At 72.1% G+C, this 16,731-nt stretch carries 16 protein-coding genes and 1 pseudogene; 14 read left to right on the top strand and 3 right to left on the bottom strand.

All coding sequences use genetic code 11. The features are described from left to right. Window positions 1–24: 24 nt before the first annotated feature. The 14 genes from BGM09_RS22455 to BGM09_RS22390 all read left to right on the top strand — a co-directional run bounded on the left by BGM09_RS22455 (window position 25) and on the right by BGM09_RS22390 (window position 14,189). Window positions 25–1,194, top strand: coding sequence for a zinc-dependent metalloprotease (locus BGM09_RS22455; RefSeq protein WP_188283472.1), 1,170 nt, complete (start codon window positions 25–27; stop codon window positions 1,192–1,194). Window positions 1,195–1,367: 173 nt separating this feature from the next. Next, the gene (gene tilS, locus BGM09_RS22450; protein ID WP_188283471.1) at window positions 1,368–2,363 is read left to right on the top strand and encodes a tRNA lysidine(34) synthetase TilS; all 996 of its coding nucleotides are present in this window, start codon (window positions 1,368–1,370) and stop codon (window positions 2,361–2,363) included. A gap of 54 nt (window positions 2,364–2,417) precedes the next feature. Continuing rightward, window positions 2,418–2,972: a hypoxanthine phosphoribosyltransferase gene (gene hpt / locus BGM09_RS22445; RefSeq protein WP_317452836.1), complete on the top strand. Its 555-nt coding sequence runs from the start codon at window positions 2,418–2,420 to the stop codon at window positions 2,970–2,972. A 258-nt stretch (window positions 2,973–3,230) separates the two neighbouring features. Then, complete coding sequence (gene ftsH / locus BGM09_RS22440; protein ID WP_188283470.1) at window positions 3,231–5,282, top strand: ATP-dependent zinc metalloprotease FtsH; 2,052 nt, start codon at window positions 3,231–3,233, stop codon at window positions 5,280–5,282. Between the two features lie 156 nt (window positions 5,283–5,438). After that, window positions 5,439–6,047 (top strand): GTP cyclohydrolase I FolE, encoded by a 609-nt coding sequence (folE, locus tag BGM09_RS22435; RefSeq protein WP_188283469.1) that lies wholly within the window; start codon window positions 5,439–5,441, stop codon window positions 6,045–6,047. A gap of 233 nt (window positions 6,048–6,280) precedes the next feature. After that, window positions 6,281–8,125 carry a phosphatidylglycerol lysyltransferase domain-containing protein gene (locus BGM09_RS22430; protein ID WP_188283468.1) on the top strand — a complete coding sequence of 615 codons (1,845 nt, stop codon included), beginning with the start codon at window positions 6,281–6,283 and terminating at the stop codon, window positions 8,123–8,125. A 23-nt stretch (window positions 8,126–8,148) separates the two neighbouring features. Beyond that, complete coding sequence (gene folP / locus BGM09_RS22425) at window positions 8,149–9,018, top strand: dihydropteroate synthase (protein WP_188283467.1); 870 nt, start codon at window positions 8,149–8,151, stop codon at window positions 9,016–9,018. Further along, on the top strand, window positions 9,015–9,566 hold the full coding sequence (locus tag BGM09_RS22420) for a nuclear transport factor 2 family protein (protein ID WP_188283466.1): 552 nt from the start codon (window positions 9,015–9,017) through the stop codon (window positions 9,564–9,566). The genes folP and BGM09_RS22420 overlap by 4 nt, the downstream gene beginning before the upstream one ends. Window positions 9,567–9,703: 137 nt before the next feature. After that, window positions 9,704–10,063, top strand: a complete 360-nt coding sequence (gene folB / locus BGM09_RS22415) for a dihydroneopterin aldolase (RefSeq protein ID WP_188283465.1) — start codon at window positions 9,704–9,706, stop codon at window positions 10,061–10,063. After that, entirely contained in the window at window positions 10,060–10,683 is a 624-nt protein-coding gene (gene folK / locus BGM09_RS22410; RefSeq protein WP_317452835.1) for a 2-amino-4-hydroxy-6-hydroxymethyldihydropteridine diphosphokinase, read from the top strand. Before folB ends, folK begins: the two co-directional genes overlap by 4 nt. Before the next feature lie 89 nt (window positions 10,684–10,772). Further along, complete coding sequence (locus BGM09_RS22405) at window positions 10,773–11,267, top strand: DUF3180 domain-containing protein (protein ID WP_188283463.1); 495 nt, start codon at window positions 10,773–10,775, stop codon at window positions 11,265–11,267. Between the two features lie 515 nt (window positions 11,268–11,782). After that, entirely contained in the window at window positions 11,783–12,253 is a 471-nt protein-coding gene (locus BGM09_RS22400; protein ID WP_411158356.1) for a cysteine dioxygenase, read from the top strand. Further along, window positions 12,247–12,717 carry a rhodanese-like domain-containing protein gene (locus tag BGM09_RS22395; RefSeq protein ID WP_188283461.1) on the top strand — a complete coding sequence of 157 codons (471 nt, stop codon included), beginning with the start codon at window positions 12,247–12,249 and terminating at the stop codon, window positions 12,715–12,717. Before BGM09_RS22400 ends, BGM09_RS22395 begins: the two co-directional genes overlap by 7 nt. Window positions 12,718–13,136: 419 nt before the next feature. Beyond that, window positions 13,137–14,189 (top strand): hypothetical protein, encoded by a 1,053-nt coding sequence (locus BGM09_RS22390; RefSeq protein WP_188283460.1) that lies wholly within the window; start codon window positions 13,137–13,139, stop codon window positions 14,187–14,189. 13 nt (window positions 14,190–14,202) lie between these two features. Here BGM09_RS22390 and BGM09_RS22385 read toward each other — a convergent pair whose 3' ends face one another. The 3 genes and pseudogenes from BGM09_RS22385 to BGM09_RS22375 form a co-directional block, all read right to left on the bottom strand. After that, window positions 14,203–15,150 carry a sigma-70 family RNA polymerase sigma factor gene (locus tag BGM09_RS22385; protein WP_188283497.1) on the bottom strand — a complete coding sequence of 316 codons (948 nt, stop codon included), beginning with the start codon at window positions 15,148–15,150 and terminating at the stop codon, window positions 14,203–14,205. Between the two features lie 104 nt (window positions 15,151–15,254). After that, the gene (locus tag BGM09_RS22380; RefSeq protein WP_411158355.1) at window positions 15,255–16,397 is read right to left on the bottom strand and encodes an NADH-quinone oxidoreductase subunit D; all 1,143 of its coding nucleotides are present in this window, start codon (window positions 16,395–16,397) and stop codon (window positions 15,255–15,257) included. A gap of 60 nt (window positions 16,398–16,457) precedes the next feature. After that, window positions 16,458–16,731 (bottom strand): annotated as a pseudogene (locus BGM09_RS22375) (hypothetical protein); the annotation flags it as partial.

Genomic DNA, 16,731 nt, shown 5'->3' with positions numbered 1-16,731 from the left:
GGAGCGGCAACGTACCGTGAAGGCATGACGAGCATCGGTGGAAGCGAGATGGTCGACTGGAACCTCGCCGTGGCGACCGCGCAGCGGTTGACGCGGCCGGGGCCTGAGGTGAGCCGGGACGAGGCTCGGGCCATCGTGGCGGAGCTGCGGGCGCACGCGCAGGAGTCGGAGGCGCACGTCAGGGAGTTCACCCGGATGTACGGGGACGCGGAGGCGCCACCGCACGGCACGCCGGTGCTCATCGTGGACCGGGCGGGCTGGGTGAAGGCCAACGTGGCCGGGTTCCGGGAGGTGATGAAGCCCCTGCTCGGGAAGATGCAGGCGCGCCGCCCCGGCGGCCCCGGCGGTGTCGTGCTCGGCACGGTCGGCGGCAAGGTGACCGGCGTCGAGGTCGGCATGCTGCTGAGCTTCCTGTCCTCGCGGGTGCTCGGCCAGTACGAGACCTTCGCGCCGCCGAGCCGCGACATGCCCGCGGGACCGGTCAAGCCGGGCCCCGGCGAGTCCCGCGCCGGACGGCTGCTGCTGGTCGCGCCGAACATCGTGCACGTCGAGCGCGAGCTGGACGTCGATCCGCACGACTTCCGCCTGTGGGTGTGTCTGCACGAGGAGACGCACCGCACCCAGTTCTCCGCGGTGCCGTGGCTGCGCGACCACATCGAGGGCGAGATCCAGGCGTTCCTCGGCGAGACCGAACTGGACGCCTCGACGGTGATCGAGCGGGTCAGGGAGGCGGTGCAGTCCTTCACCGGCTCCGGCGGCGGCAAGGAGACCGACGCGGCCGACGCGGCGGACGACGACCGCAGCCTGGTCGACCTGGTGCAGACCCCGTCCCAGCGGGAGATCCTGGCCCGGCTGACCGCCGTGATGTCGCTGCTCGAAGGCCACGCGGATTACGTGATGGACGGTGTGGGGCCCGAGGTCGTGGCGACCGTCGCCGAGATCCGGGAGAAGTTCAGCCAGCGCAGGGCGAGCGGCGCGGGCCGCCTGGACCAGGCGCTGCGCAAGCTCCTCGGCCTGGACGCCAAGCTCCGCCAGTACCGCGACGGCGAGCGCTTCGTCCGGGCGGTCGTCGACGAGGTCGGCATGGACGGCTTCAACCGGGTGTGGACCTCGCCCAACACGCTGCCCACCAAGGCGGAGATCGCCAAACCCGCCGAGTGGGTCGCGCGGGTGCACAGCCGTAGCGAATCGTGAGGCCGTAACCGCTCATGAAGGCCGTGTCCGCCCTCGGGTTCACCCGTCCGAGGGACCGTAGGCGCAGGGTAGCGCGTGCGATGCTCGGGTAAGCCCCGAGCTTCTGTCACCATCTGGATACCCTGCGTCACTTCGGCGCTTTCCCCATAGCCTCCTCAGGAGGGAAACCGGACATGGGACCCCACCCCACGGTCGCGGCGATACGCCTGGCGGTCCGCCGCGTCCTGCACGACGTCCTCACCGCGTCCACCGACCCGCACCCGTTGGTGCTCGCCGCGTGCAGCGGCGGAGCCGACTCCATGGCGCTGGCCGCCGCCCTCGCTTTCGAAGCACCCCGGCTCGGCGTGCGCGCCGGAGCCGTCACCGTCGACCACGGCCTCCAGGCGGGCTCCGCCGGCCGCGCCCAAGAGGTCGCCGGGCGGCTGCGCGGCCTCGGCCTCGACCCGGTCGACGCGATCGGCGTCACCGTCGGCCGCCAGGGCGGGCCCGAAGCCGCCGCCAGAGACGCCCGGTACGCGGCGCTCGACTCCGCCGCCGAATCGCACGCCGCCGCCGCCGTCCTGCTCGGCCACACACGTGACGACCAGGCAGAAACGGTGCTCCTGGGCCTCGCCCGCGGCTCCGGCACCCGCTCACTGGCCGGGATGGCCGCGGTCTCCGGCACCGGCGGCCGCTACCGGCGCCCCTTCCTGCTGCTGGACCGCGACACCGTACGCAAGGGCTGCCTCGCCCAGGGCATCACCGTGTGGGAGGACCCGCACAACCACGACCCCGCGTACACCCGCTCCCGCGTCAGACACGAAGCCCTGCCCGTCCTGGAGAAGTCCCTCGGCAAAGGCGTCGTCGAGGCGCTGGCCCGCACCGCGCAGCTCTCCAGGGACGACGCCGACGCGCTGGACCAGTGGGCCGCGGACGCCGAGGCCGGCGCGGCGGGCGACGACGGCAGCCTGGACGCGCTGCGGCTGCACGGCCTGCCCGCCGCCGTACGCCGCCGCGTCCTGCGCCGCGCGGCCATCGCCGCGGGCTCGCCCCCCGGCTTCCTCTTCGCCCGGCACATCGAGGAGGTCGACCGCCTGGTCACCGGGTGGCACGGGCAGAAAGCCCTCAACCTGCCGGGCGGCGTCGCCGTTCTCAGGGCCAATGGCAGACTGGTGTTCTCGCCGTCGTAGAGCTGCCGTCGCCCAGCGACCCGGGAGCCGACTACTTGAGGGACATACCGCGCAGTGAACGAGAACGACATGGGCGCCGATCTTGAGAAAGTGCTCATCTCCAAGCCAGAGATCGACGCGAAGCTCACCGAGCTCGCCGCGCAGATCGACCGGGACTACGCGGGCAAGGACCTGCTGATCGTCGGTGTCCTCAAGGGCGCCGTGATGGTGATGGCGGACCTCGCACGGGCGCTGTCGAGCAACGTGACGATGGACTGGATGGCGGTGTCCTCCTACGGCGCCGGCACCAAGTCCTCGGGTGTGGTGCGCATCCTCAAGGACCTGGACACCGACATCGCGGGCCGTGACGTCCTGATCGTCGAGGACATCATCGACTCCGGGCTGACGCTGTCCTGGCTGATCAGCAACCTGGGCTCGCGCGGCCCTGCCTCCCTGGAGGTCTGCACGCTGCTGCGCAAGCCCGAGGCGGCCAAGGTCCAGCTCGACGTGAAGTACACCGGGTTCGACATCCCCAACGAGTTCGTGGTCGGATACGGCCTGGACTATGCGGAGAAGTACCGCAATCTCCCGTTCGTGGGCACACTCGCCCCGCACGTATACGGTGGCTGACTCCCGTCGGCCCGCCGCCGGTGGTCCGGCACGGCACACTCATGACGTCGGCCACACCCCGTTCGGCCCCGGGAACCCCAGTCGGATTCCCGCCGTTGGAGCAGGGGAAGGCGGGATTGTTAACGGTCGGCGGCAACCTCGGGTGACAATGCTGGGGTACCGTCCGAAGGTCGGGTCATACACCGGCATGCACGCGCGGCCAGCAGGCGGCGGTGCCTCACTGTGGCAGGAGGGACGGGGCGACTTCGCCCCGCATGGATGGACGTGAAGCGCTATTTCCGTGGGCCAGTCATGTGGATCGTGCTGGCTGTCCTCGCCGTGGTCGTGTTGATGCAGGTCGTCGGGTCCGGCGGCGGCTACAAGACGGTGGATACCGGCGAGGTTCTACATGCGATCGAATCAAACCAGGCCAAGTCCGCCGAGCTGACGACAGGCGACGACAACTCCATCAAGATCCAGCTCAGGGACGGATCCAAGGTCGAGGGCAGTTCCAAGGTCCGGGCCAGCTACATCGGCAACCAGGGCTCGGCCATCGCCGCGGAGCTGCAGAACATCGTCGACGGCAAGGTGAAGGGGACCACCCTTCCCGACGGTTACACCGTCTCGCCGTCGAAGCAGAACGCTTTCGTCGGCATTCTGCTGTCGCTGCTCCCGTTCGTCCTCATCGTCGTGGTCTTCCTGTTCCTGATGAACCAGATGCAGGGCGGCGGCTCGCGCGTCATGCAGTTCGGCAAGTCCAAGGCGAAGCTGATCACCAAGGACACGCCGAAGACGACGTTCGCCGACGTGGCCGGCTGTGACGAGGCGGTGGAGGAGCTCCAGGAGATCAAGGAATTCCTCCAGGAGCCCGCGAAGTTCCAGGCCGTCGGCGCCAAGATCCCCAAGGGCGTGCTGCTGTACGGCCGTCCGGGTACCGGCAAGACCCTGCTGGCCCGCGCTGTCGCGGGTGAGGCGGGCGTGCCGTTCTACTCGATCTCCGGCTCCGACTTCGTCGAGATGTTCGTGGGTGTCGGCGCCAGCCGCGTCCGCGACCTGTTCGAGCAGGCCAAGGCGAACGCCCCGGCCATCGTCTTCGTCGACGAGATCGACGCCGTCGGCCGGCACCGCGGCGCGGGTCTGGGCGGCGGTCACGACGAGCGCGAGCAGACCCTCAACCAGCTCCTGGTCGAGATGGACGGCTTCGACGTGAAGGGCGGCGTGATCCTCATCGCCGCCACGAACCGGCCCGACATCCTGGACCCGGCGCTGCTGCGTCCCGGCCGTTTCGACCGGCAGATCGCGGTCGACCCGCCGGACCTCCAGGGCCGCGCGCAGATCCTCAGCGTGCACCAGAAGGGCAAGCCGGTCGCACCGGACGTCGACCTCATGGCCGTCGCCCGCCGCACTCCCGGCTTCACCGGCGCCGACCTGAGCAATGTGCTCAACGAGGCGGCGCTGCTGACCGCGCGCAGCAACAAGAAGGTGATCGACAACCTCATCCTCGACGAGGCCATCGACCGCGTCGTGGCCGGTCCGCAGAAGCGCACCCGGATCATGTCGGACAAGGAGAAGAAGATCACCGCGTACCACGAGGGCGGACACGCCCTGGTCGCGGCGGCTTCACCGAATTCCGACCCGGTCCACAAGGTGACGATCCTGTCCCGCGGCCGTGCGCTGGGCTACACGATGGTGCTGCCCGACGAGGACAAGTACTCCACGACGCGCAATGAGATGCTCGACCAGCTCGCCTACATGATGGGCGGCCGGGCGGCGGAGGAACTGGTCTTCCACGACCCGACCACCGGCGCGTCGAACGACATCGAGAAGGCCACCGCGACCGCCCGTGCCATGGTCACGCAGTACGGCATGACCGAGCGGCTGGGCGCGATCAAGTTCGGTTCCAGCGACTCGGAGCCGTTCCTCGGCCGTGAGATGGGTCACCAGCGCGACTACTCGGAAGAGGTCGCCGGGCTGGTGGACGAGGAAGTGAAGAAGCTCATCGAGACGGCGCACAACGAGGCGTGGGAGATCCTGGTCGAGAACCGGGACGTCCTGGACAACCTCGTTCTGAACCTGCTGGAGAAGGAGACCCTGAACAAGGAGCAGATCGCCGAGATCTTCGCTCCGATCGTCAGGCGTCCCCCGCGTCCGGCCTGGACGGGCTCCGCCCGTCGTACGCCGTCCACCCGTCCGCCGGTGCTCTCTCCCAAGGAGCTGGCACTGACCAACGGCTCGCAGCCGGCCAACGGCATCACGACGGGTTCGGTCAGCACGACCAAGCCCGTCGCGGAGCCGGTCGACCGTCCCGAGGACGGCACGCCGGAGAGCTGACCGGCGCGAGCCGGTCAGGTACGAGAACAGGCAGTCCGGGCCTGGCCCGGAATGCAGGCAGTGGCCCCAGGGTTTTAACCTTGGGGCCATTGCCGTTTTTGGACCGGCTTTCCCACTTCGCCGAACGTCGGCCGAACTTCGGAGGAACGAGGCATCATGACCGACCCCGTGACGATCGACGGCGAGGGTTCGATCGGCGAGTTCGACGAGAAGCGGGCCGAGGCCGCGGTGCGCGAGCTGCTGTACGCGGTCGGCGAGGACCCCGACCGGGAGGGCCTGCGGGAGACCCCGGCGCGGGTGGCGCGCGCGTACAAGGAGATATTCGCCGGGCTCTGGCAGACGCCGGAGGACGTGCTGACCACCACCTTCGACCTCGGGCACGACGAGATGGTGCTGGTGAAGGACATCGAGGTGATGTCGTCCTGCGAACACCACCTGGTGCCGTTCGTCGGCGTCGCGCACGTCGGCTACATCCCGGCCGTCAGCGGCAAGATCACCGGCCTGTCCAAGCTGGCCCGGCTGGTCGACGTGTACGCCCGCCGCCCGCAGGTGCAGGAGCGGCTGACCACGCAGGTCGCCGACGCCCTGATGCGCATCCTGGAGCCGCGCGGAGTGATCGTGGTCATCGAGTGCGAGCACATGTGCATGACGATGCGCGGGGTCCGCAAGCAGGGCGCCAAGACCATCACCTCCGCCGTGCGCGGCCAGCTCCGCGACCCCGCGACCCGCGCGGAGGCGATGAGCCTGATCCTCGGCCGCGGCTGACGGGCGGAGGCACGCACGGGGGCACGCGGGCACCGGCGTGGGTACGGGTACGGGCGCGGGTACGGGTACGGGCCTCGCGGGCCCGGTAGGCACGGTGAGGTACGGAGCCGCCGTAGCTGTTACGTAGACGCGCCGTAGCTGTCACAGTTGCGTTGCCCGCGAAGGAACCCATAGACAGGGTTTCGCGTCCTACTGGGCGCCACTCACTCGCTCGTACTGGACCCTGGTGAAGCATGTCCGCTGACCGTGCCTGTGCCCCGCGTTCGCGCCGCTGGCGGCTGCGACCTTCCGCCGTCCCGGGGATCATCGGCAGCGCCGCCGCGGTCATCGGGCTGCTGGACGTGGTCTCCGCGGTCTTCCCGGCCTTCCGCAACGGCCGGATGCACCACATGGCCGCGGTCTTCCCCGGCACCGTCAGCTCGCTCGCCGCCGCCACCGCGGTCGTCACCGGCGTCCTGCTGCTGATGCTCGCGCACGCGCTCAAGCGCGGCAAGGTCCGCGCCTGGTGGGCGGCCGTCGTGCTGCTGCCGGTCGGCGCGGCCACCCAGCTCGTCTACCGGCACTCGATCTTCGGCGCGCTGGTCTCGCTCGGCCTGCTGTGGGTGCTGATCTCCTACCGCGACGAGTTCACCGCGCTGTCCGACCCGCGCACCCGCTGGCGGGCCCTGCTGAACTTCGTCGGCCTCAGCACCGTCGCCTTCTCCCTCGGTCTGGTCATCACCAGCGCCCACCCGTCCTCCGAGCGCGGCGACCCCGGCTTCCTCGACCGCTGCGAGCACGTCCTGCTCGGCCTGTTCGGCTTCGAGGGGCCCGTCACGTACACCAGCGACCGGGTCAACGACCTGGTCGGCTACTCGCTGGGCGGCCTCGGCCTGCTCATCGCGATCTCCACCGCCTACCTCGCGCTGCGCCCCGGACGCCCGGTCGCCGAGCTGAGCGAGGCCGACGAGGACCGGCTGCGCGCGCTGCTGGCCCGGCACGGCGCCCGCGACTCGCTCGGCCACTTCGCGCTGCGCCGCGACAAGTCCGTGGTCTTCTCGCCCAGCGGCAAGGCCGCCGTCTGCTACCGCGTGGTGTCCGGCGTCATGCTCGCCAGCGGCGACCCGATCGGCGACGTCGAGGCGTGGCCCGGCGCCATCGAGCAGTACATGGAACTGGCCCGCGCGCACGCCTGGCTGCCCGCCGTCGTCGGGTGCAGCGAGACCGGCGGCGAGGTGTGGACCCGCGAGACCGGCCTGGACGCCCTGGAGCTGGGCGACGAGGCGATCGTCACCACCTCCGCCTTCACCCTCCAGGGCCGCGCCATGCGCAATGTCCGCCAGATGGTCAAGCGCATCGAGCGGTCCGGATACGTGTGCCGGGTACGCCGGGTGCGGGACCTCGACGAGGACGAGAAGCACCGGGTACGGCTGGCCGCGGACGCCTGGCGCGGCACCGACACCGAGCGCGGCTTCTCCATGGCGCTCGGGCGTTTCGGCGAGGAGCTGGACGGGGACTGCGTGGTCGTCACCGCGCACAAGGACCGCGAGCCCGGCGCCCCGCACCCCGAACTGGGCGACCTGCGGGCCGTGCTGCACTTCGTGCCCTGGGGAGCGGACGGCATGTCCCTGGAGCTGATGCGCCGCGACCGGGCCGCCGACCCCGGCCTGAACGAACTGCTGATCGTCGCCGCGCTCCAGGAGGCGCCCGCCCTCGGGATCGCCCGCGTGTCGCTGAACTTCGCGATGTTCCGCTCCGCGCTGGCCCGCGGCGAGCGGATCGGCGCGGGCCCGGTGCTGCGCGGCTGGCGCGGTCTGCTGGTCTTCCTGTCCCGCTGGTTCCAGATCGAGTCGCTGTACAAGTTCAACGCGAAGTTCCAGCCCGAGTGGGTGCCGCGCTTCCTGGTCTTCCCCAACTCCCGTGACCTGCCCAGGATCGGCTTCGCCATCATGCAGGCCGAGGGCTTCGTCACGCTGTCCCTGCCGCTGCCCGACGCCGTCCAGCGTTTCCTGCCCGGTCGCGCCACCCGCCCCCCGCACCGGCACAAGCCCGGCTACGCGACGGCGGTGGACGCGACCGAGCGGAGTGCGGTCGCTTGACGCGTAGCCCCTACGCTGGGCGCATGAGTACGTTGCTGGGCCGCGTCAGGCCCGTCGGACTGCCGGAGTGGGACCGCTGCGCGGTCATGGGCGTGGTGAACGTCACGCCCGACTCGTTCTCCGACGGCGGGCGGTGGTTCGACCCGGAACTGGCTGTCAAGCACGGCCTCGATCTCGTGGCGCAGGGCGCCGACATGGTCGACGTGGGCGGCGAGTCCACCCGGCCCGGCGCCAAGCGGGTCGACGAGGCGGAGGAGCTGCGCCGGGTCGTGCCGGTGGTGCGGGAGCTGGCCGCGGCCGGGGTGCTGGTGAGCGTCGACACGATGCGCGGCTCGGTCGCCGAGCAGGCGGTCGCCGCGGGCGCCCGGCTGGTCAACGACGTGAGCGGCGGCCTCGCCGACCCCGCGATGGTCCCCGCGGTCGCCGCCGCCGGAGTGCCGTTCGTCGTCATGCACTGGCGCGGCCAGAGCATCGACATGAACAACCGGGCCGTCTACACCAACGTGCTCGGCGAGGTCGTCACCGAACTGCGCGCGGGCCTGGACCGGGCGGTGGCCGGCGGTATCGACCCCGGCCTGGTGATCCTCGACCCGGGCCTGGGCTTCGCGAAGACCGCGGACCACGACCTGACGCTGCTGGCCCACCTGCGCGCGCTGCGCGAACTGGGCCGCCCGCTGCTGGTCGCCGCCTCCCGCAAGCGGTTCCTGGGCCGCATCCTGGCCGGTGACAACGGCGAACCGCCGCCCGCCAGGGAACGCGACGCGGCCACCGCGGCCGTCACCGCCATCGCCGCCCGCGAGGGCGCCTGGGCGGTCCGCGTCCACGAGGTGCACGCCAGCGCCGACGCCGTCCGCGTCGCCCACGCCATCGAGACCGCGGGGGCCCGCGCATGACGCCGCGCACCGCGGAGGCCCGCGCCGTCGAGCGGGCCAACCAGGCGTTCTACGACGCCGTGGAGACCTCGGACCTGGACGCGCTGGAGGCGGTGGTCCTGGACGGGCCGCTGGCCGAGTCGGTGGCCGTCGTGCACCCGGGCTGGCCGGTGCTGCGCGGACGGCGTGAGGTCATGCGGTCGTACGCGCTGATCATGGCCAACACGGACTACATCCAGTTCTTCCTGACCGATGTGGAGGTCGCCGTCGACGGCGACAGCGCGGTGGTCACCTGCACCGAGAACATCCTGACCGGCGGCCCCGCCGAGGAGGACGGCTCCGCGGGCTCGCTCGTCGGCGGCCTGGTGGTGGCCACCAACGTCTTCCGCCGCACCGCCGACGGCTGGCGGATGTGGGTCCACCACGGCTCGCCGGTACTCGCCGAGGAAGACGACGAGGACGGTGCGGACGACGAGGACGGCGAGGGCCCCGGCGGATCTGGCGGTCCTGGCGGTCCTGGCGAGGATCTGCTGGACGACGAGGGCTTCGACGGGACGGCGGGAGCGTGACCGCGGGCCGCCCGTGACCGGCCCTGTCGGTGACCGACGGTAGATTCGGAGCAGACGACGGGGCGGTACGCCCCGTCCGCCGCCGTCCCGGACACCCCGGACGGCGGCCGTCCGACCGACCGGCGGGAGAGAAGTTCGTGGATCGTGTCACGCTGCGGGGCCTGAAGGCCCTGGGCCACCACGGTGTGTTCGAGCACGAGCGCGAGGACGGCCAGGTCTTCGTCGTGGATCTCGTGCTGGGCCTCGACACGGCCCCCGCGGCGGCCGGTGACGACCTCACCAGAACCGTGCATTACGGTGTGGTCGCCGAAGAGGTCACGGCCGTCGTCTCCGGCGAACCGGTCGACCTCATCGAAACCCTCGCCCAGCGCATCGCCGACACGTGCCTGGCGCACGACGTCGTGCAAGAGGTCGAGGTGACCGTGCACAAACCGGACGCGCCGATCACCGTGCCCTTCGACGACGTGACCGTGACCATCACCCGGAGGCGCCCGTGAACTCCCCCCGTCAGGAGCACGTCCACCCGCCCGCGTCCGACCCGACCGTGCAGCCCGTACCGGCCGCCGTGGTCGCGCAGGTCGACGCGGCGGACTTCACCCTGAACAACCCCAAGACCGCGGTGATCGCCCTCGGCGGCAACCTCGGCAACCGGCTGGAGACCCTGCAAGGCGCGGTCGACGCGCTGGAGGACACCCCCGGCGTCCGGGTCAAGGCCGTCTCGCACGTGTACGAGACCGAGCCCTGGGGCGTCCCCGAGGGCTCCCAGGCCACGTACTTCAACGCGGTGGCGCTGGTGCGCACCACGCTGCCGCCCGAGTCGCTGCTGGAGCGCGCCCAGGCCATCGAGGAGGCGTACCTGCGGGTGCGCACCGAGCGCTGGGGGCCGCGCACCATCGACGTCGACATCATCGCGTACCAGGACGCGGCCTCCGACGACCCGGCGCTGACACTTCCGCACCCGCGCGCCCACGAGCGTGCCTTCGTGCTCGTGCCGTGGTACGACGTGGACCCGGCGGCCGAACTGCCGGGGCAGGGCACGGTCGCGGAACTGATCGAGGCGGTCGGTTCCGCGGGGGTGCGACGGCGCACGGACGTGGAACTCCGGCTGCCCGAATAAACGTTGGGACCTGCGTACCGCGCATCCGCCACAGGCGGGCGCGGGAGCGCTTACAGGCGGACTGCACAGAAAGTGGAGGCGGGCACTCGGTGAGGACGCTGCGGATCAGGACGCTGGCGGGGCTCTTCGCGGTGGCGGGCGTGCTCTCATGGGCCGCCGCGCGGCTGTGGGACCACGTCGGGACGCTGCCGGGCGTGCCGGTCGCCGCGCCGATCGTGCTCGCGCTGATCGCCGTCGCGCTCCTGGCCACCGCGCTGTCGCTGCGCGCCCGGCTCAAGGCGCAGCGCGAACGGCACCCCGGCGCCAAGGGCGTAGACCCGCTGGCCGCCGCCCGCGCGGTCGTCTTCGGCCAGGCCAGCGCCCTGGTCGCGGCCCTCGTCGTCGGCATGTACGCGGGCACCGGGCTCTACCTGGTGATGTACGACCTCGACATGGACCCGCGCCGCCAGCAGGCCATCTACGCGGGCCTGGCCGCCGTCGCCGGGGTCGCGGTGATCGCCGCCGCGATCTTCCTGGAGCGGGTCTGCCGCCTCCCCGAGGACGACGACACGGTGCCGCACGGGACGACCCCGCACCGCCGCTGACCGGCCCCCGGGCCGCCGCCCGGCCGCAAATCCCGCATCCTGAGACGTATCCGACACCCGTGGTCCCTGCCGTTCCGGGGCCGACACCACCCCTCGGACGTTCCGCTTGACCGGTGGGCGGGTGGCATGGTTCAGTCCGCTACGTGAGCGAACCCGGATGGCATCTGCACCGGAAGGTCCACCTGGACCTCGTCCGGTACGCGGGCTGCATCTGTACGACCGCGCGCTGACGCGCGCCTCCGACGTCCTTCGTTCATCTTTCGCGTCGTAGCCGCAGCCCCGGCCTGATTTTCGTACGAACCCGGCACGCTTCATCCTCAAGGGATCTCTCGTACGCACGCCCCCGCTGCCCGCTGACGCGGCGTATCCCCGGGTGGTGTCCCTTGAATTCCGCTGCTCCCTCGTCCGAACCCGCCGCCGCTGCCTCCTCTGCCTCTACTGCCTCCTCTACTGGTTACTCCGGCGTCGTCTCCACCGCGCCCTCGACCGCTCCCGCCGCGCCCACCGCCGCCGATCTGCTCGACTTCGCCCGCAAGGTGGCCGCCGACCCCGCCGTCGTCGGCGATCTGCCGCTCGACCCCGAAGGCCGCACCTGGGTACGGCTGGAGGGCCCCGGCGGCGCGGAGGCGTGGCTGATCGGCTGGCCGCCCGGCGCCGAGACCGGCTGGCACGACCACGGCGGCTCGTACGGCGTCTTCGTCACCGCCGCCGGTGAGCTGACCGAACAGTCGCTGTCCGTGCCGCTGCCCTCCGAGGGCTGGCGCTCCCTGGAACTGGCCGAGGGCCTGGACCGCAAGCGCGTGCTGCCGGAAGGCGTCGGCCGCGCCTTCGGCCGCAACCACGTCCACCAGGTCACCAACGGCTCCCCGTCCTCGCACGCCGTCTCCGTGCACGCCTACTACCCGCCGCTGCCGCTGATCCGCCGCTACAGCCGCAAGGGCAGCACGCTGCGCCTGGAGCTGGTCGAGCGCCCGGAGGAGTGGTGACCTCGCTCGACGCGCGCCTGGCGGCCGTACGGGCCCGGCTGGCCCGGCTGGACCCCGAGGCCGCCGCCCGCGCCGCCGAGCACGACGGCGCCCTGCTGGTCGACATCCGCTACGGCGCGCTGCGCGACCGCGACGGCACGATCCCCGGCGCCGTCATCGTCGAGCGCAACGAACTCGAATGGCGGCTGGACCCCGAGGGCACCCACCGCCTCCCGCAGGCCACGGGCCCCGGCCTGACCGTCGTCGTGATCTGCAACGAGGGGTACGCGTCCTCGCTCGCCGCCGCCTCCCTCCAGGACCTCGGGCTGCGCGCGGCCACCGACCTGGACGGCGGTTTCCAGGCGTGGCGCGCGGCGGGCCTGCCCGTCACCGCGCCGAACGGCACCCCGACGGTCCCCACCGCGCACATCGCGCACATCGCGGCGCCGGAGTCGTCGTCCTCACGAGCCGAAGGCGCTTTCTGATCCCGGTACCGATCGCGGCTCGATCGCGGCACTGATCCCGTCGCGGGGAAGCTCAAGATCAAATTCCCGGAGTGTGCCGGGGAATACCCCGACAACCCCTTCAGCGAACCGGAGTTGACGTCGGACCCAGGTGCTCGACCCTGGGTATCGGCGTCGCCGTAATCGCCTGCGCGGGCCCGGCACGGGTCTCGCCGCCGGGCCCAACGGGGGCGGCCGCAGGGCCCGGTGCGGCGGCCCGCGCGGCCCTCGGCGCCGCCGCCGCGGCACATGAGGACGGCATTGGCCAACGGCACATTGGGGGACACATCGTGCAGCGCCGAATGCCCTCCGTATTCGCCGGACGAATCGCCGTGAGAATCCGCCCAGATATTCGGGACCCGCCTCCCCACGATCCCTTCACACACGCTAAATTTCTGGCCATGCCCCGTGGACGTCACCGCCATTCGCAGCCGCTGCACCGGATGCTGCCGCCGCTGACCGTCGCCGGCAGCGCCGCGGTCCTCGCCGCCGCCGCCCTGTTCTCCGGCGATACGGGCGTGATCCGGGTGCTCACCGTCGCCACCGCGCTGACCGCGTGCGCGGGCGCCGCACTCGCCCGCACCTGGGACCGCTCCGCCGGCCGTACGGTCGCCGAACTCGAAGCGGCGCGCGTCCGCGAGGAGTGGCGGACCGACGAGCGGGCCGCCGAGTTGGAGACGGACCTGGAGGAGTCCCGCGAGATACGCGGGCGCCTGGAGAAGAAACTCCGGGCCAAGCGCGGTGAATTGGCCAGGCTCCGCACCGAGCACGCCGATCTGCTCCGCCGGTACGCCACCGCCGAGAGCGACCGCGCCCAGGTGCTGGAGAGCCGCCGCCAGCTCCAACTGGACTCCGTCCCGCGCCAGCTCGCCCTCACCGGCGGTGCCTCGCCGGTCGGCCCCGCCGCCTTCCTCAAGGCCGAGCAGGCGCTGAAGGACCTCGGCCGCAACGCCGCCCGCCAGCAGGCCAGGCGCACCGTCGAGGACGCCCGCCGCCGCGACACCGCGGGCCCCGGGGACGAGCCGCAGGGCCGCCACGCGGCGGAGGACGAGAGCCACACCCGTACCGCCGCGCCCGCCACGTCACCGGCCGGTCTGCCGGTCCGCGAACACCGCCTCATCCCGGCCGTCGCCGCCGCCGTCCTGCCCTACGCGCAGCCCCAGCGCTCGCCGGGCGCCCCCGGCGGCAACGGCAGCCGGGCCATCGGCGGCTTCGACTTCTTCGGCACGCAGAAGCCCGCGTCGGACGTGGACCAGGAGGACGCCTCCGAGGCGGACGCGCTGGACGATGTGGCCGGCCTCGACGACCTGGACGACCTGGACGACGTCGTGGGTGACGAGGCCGTCGCGGAACACGCCCAGGCCGTCGCGGAGTCGGGCCCCGAGGTCATCGACCTCACGGCCCACGACGAGACCGAACAGCTCGACATGTCGGAACTGCGCGCCCAGGCCTGACGGCGCGGGGGATTCACGCGAGCGGGCGCACGTCCAGCGCGGCCAGCCGCCCCGGCTCGGTGACGATGTCGACGGCCGTGATCCGCCCGTCCGCCGCCGAGACCGCGAAGGTCAGGACCCGCGCGTCCGCGGTGTCCAGGTCCACCGCCGCCGCCACGAGCCCGTCGACCAGCACCAGCCGCGCCGTGGAGGCCATCGCGGCGTAACCGACCGCGCCGCGCGCGACGTTGGCCGCGCCCCGGCGGGTGGAGGTGACACCGGGCTGCCCGGGGACGTCGGAGCGGACGGTGACCTCGGGGTCGAGAACCGCGAGGAGCGCGTCGAAGTCCCCCTCGCGCGCCGCGGCGAGGAACGCCTCGACGGCCGCGCGCCGCAGCGCCGGGTCGGGGTCGCGGACCGCGGTGCCGCCCTGGACGCGGCGCCGGGCGCGGCTGGCGAGCTGGCGGGCGGCGGCGGGGGTGCGCTCCACGATGGGCGCGATGTCGTCGTAGGGCACGGCGAACATGTCGTGCAGCACGAAGGCGAGCCGTTCCGCCGGGTCCAGGGTCTCCAGGACGACGAGCAGGGCGAGCCCCACCGAGTCCGCCAGCAGGGCCTGTTGCTCGGGCCCCGGCGCGGGCAGCGTGACCGCGCCCACGTACCCGTACGCGTATCCGTGCTCGTATCCGTCCGGCGCGGTGATCGGCTCCTCGCGGCGGGCGCGGCGCGAGCGCAGCATGTCCAGGCAGACCCGGCCGACCACCGTGGTCAGCCAGCCGCCGAGGTTGCGGACCTCGGAGGCGTCGGTGCGGTTCAGCCGCAGCCACGCCTCCTGGACGGCGTCCTCCGCCTCGTCGGCCGAACCGAGCATCCGGTAGGCCACGGCCCGCAGATGGGCGCGGTTCGCCTCGAACCGCGCCGCCAGCAGCTCTCTGTCGTCGGCGCCGTCGCTGCTGCTGCCGTCGTGCGTGCCGTCGTCCATGGGCGCGTCCACGGGTGCGTTCATCGGTCGGTCCTCCGTCACGTGTCGTCACTCTCCTGACGGATCAGGGACCCCGGATGTGACGCGCGGACAGCCCGGCGGCGCTACTTGTCGACGTCGCCGACCACGAAGAACATCGACCCGAGGATCGCGACCATGTCCGACACCAGCGCGCCCGGCAGCAGCACCGCCAGCGCCTGGATGTTGTTGTACGACGCGGAGCGCAGCTTCAGCCGGTACGGCGTCTTCTCGCCCTTCGACACCAGGTAGTAGCCGTTGATGCCCAGCGGGTTCTCGGTCCACGCGTAGGTGTGCCCCTCGGGGGCCTTGAGCACCTTCGGCAGCCGCTGGTTGATCGGCCCCGGCGGCAGTTCCGCCAGCCGGTCCAGGCACGCGTCCGCGAGGTCCAGCGCGTTGTGCGTCTGCTCCAGCAGCACCTCGAAGCGCGCGAGGCAGTCGCCCTCGGTCCTGGTGACCACCTTCAGGGTGTCGCCCAGCTCCCCGTACGCCAGATACGGCTCGTCCCGCCGCAGGTCGAAGTCGACGCCGGAGCCGCGCGCGATCGGCCCGCTGACGCCGTACGCGTGCACGGCCTCGCGGGACAGGACGCCGACACCGCGGGTCCTGCCGCGGAAGATCTCGTTGCCGAGCACCAGGTCGTCGAACCGGCCCATCCGCGACCGCACCCCGGCGACCGCCTGGCGCGCCCGCCCCTGCCAGCCGTTGGGCAGGTCCTCCTTCAGACCGCCGACCCGGTTGAACATGTAGTGCATCCGGCCGCCGGAGACCTCCTCCATCACGTGCTGGAGGTTCTCCCGCTCGGAGAAGGCGTAGAAGATCGGCGTGATCCCGCCCAGCTCCAGCGGATACGAGCCCAGGAACATCAGGTGGTTCAGCACCCGGTTCAGCTCCGCGAGCAGCGTCCGCGTCCACACCGCGCGCTCCGGCACCTCCATGCCGAGCATCCGCTCGACCGACAGCACCACACCCAGCTCGTTCGCGAACGCCGACAGCCAGTCGTGCCGGTTCGCCAGCATCACGATCTGCCGGTAGTCCCGCGCCTCGAACAGCTTCTCCGCGCCCCGGTGCATGTACCCGACGATCGGCTCCGCGCTGCGGATCCGCTCCCCGTCCAGCACCAGCCGCAAGCGCAGCACCCCATGCGTGGACGGGTGCTGCGGCCCGATGTTCAGCACCATGTCGGTGCCCTCGGCTGCCCCGCCCACCCCGATCGTGGTCTCCGTCATACCGCCCATCCTCTCAGGACTCCCCGCCGGTATCCCACGGGCGGTCCCGGGCCCGCGGGCTCAGCGCGCTTCCGGCGGCTCCCGTGCGTCCGCCGAGTCCTCAGCCGCCGCCAGGACGCCGGTCACGCCGACCTCCGTCACCAGCCAGGTGAAGTCGCCGAGGCCGCCGGGGGCGGTCAGTTCGGCGGCCTCGCCCGCGGCGGCGAGGCCGCGGAGGTAGGCGGCCGGGTCGGTGGCGGCCAGGGCGAGCGGGGGGCGGGCGGGGGAGAGGCCGAGGGAGCGGAGGGCGGCGCGCTGGGGGAGGGGGGTGCCGGGGAGGGCGTCGAGGGCGACG

This window comes from Streptomyces sp. CBMA29, assembly GCF_014596445.1.
Classification (GTDB): Bacteria; Actinomycetota; Actinomycetes; order Streptomycetales; family Streptomycetaceae; genus Actinacidiphila.
Note: the sequence above shows the minus strand (reverse complement) of the source record. Positions and strands in the feature narration are given on the sequence as shown.

Bases quoted from the DNA above. Each gene is read 5' to 3' on its own strand.
- BGM09_RS22420 (WP_188283466.1), top strand. From the start codon at position 9,015: ATGACGCCGCGCACCGCGGAGGCCCGCGCCGTCGAGCGGGCCAACCAG.
- tilS (WP_188283471.1), top strand. From the start codon at position 1,368: ATGGGACCCCACCCCACGGTCGCGGCGATACGCCTGGCGGTCCGCCGC.
- BGM09_RS22455 (WP_188283472.1), top strand. From the start codon at position 25: ATGACGAGCATCGGTGGAAGCGAGATGGTCGACTGGAACCTCGCCGTG.
- ftsH (WP_188283470.1), top strand. From the start codon at position 3,231: ATGGACGTGAAGCGCTATTTCCGTGGGCCAGTCATGTGGATCGTGCTG.
- BGM09_RS22380 (WP_411158355.1), bottom strand. From the start codon at position 16,397: ATGACGGAGACCACGATCGGGGTGGGCGGGGCAGCCGAGGGCACCGAC.
- BGM09_RS22385 (WP_188283497.1), bottom strand. From the start codon at position 15,150: ATGGACGACGGCACGCACGACGGCAGCAGCAGCGACGGCGCCGACGAC.
- BGM09_RS22430 (WP_188283468.1), top strand. From the start codon at position 6,281: ATGTCCGCTGACCGTGCCTGTGCCCCGCGTTCGCGCCGCTGGCGGCTG.
- folP (WP_188283467.1), top strand. From the start codon at position 8,149: ATGAGTACGTTGCTGGGCCGCGTCAGGCCCGTCGGACTGCCGGAGTGG.
- BGM09_RS22390 (WP_188283460.1), top strand. From the start codon at position 13,137: ATGCCCCGTGGACGTCACCGCCATTCGCAGCCGCTGCACCGGATGCTG.
- folE (WP_188283469.1), top strand. From the start codon at position 5,439: ATGACCGACCCCGTGACGATCGACGGCGAGGGTTCGATCGGCGAGTTC.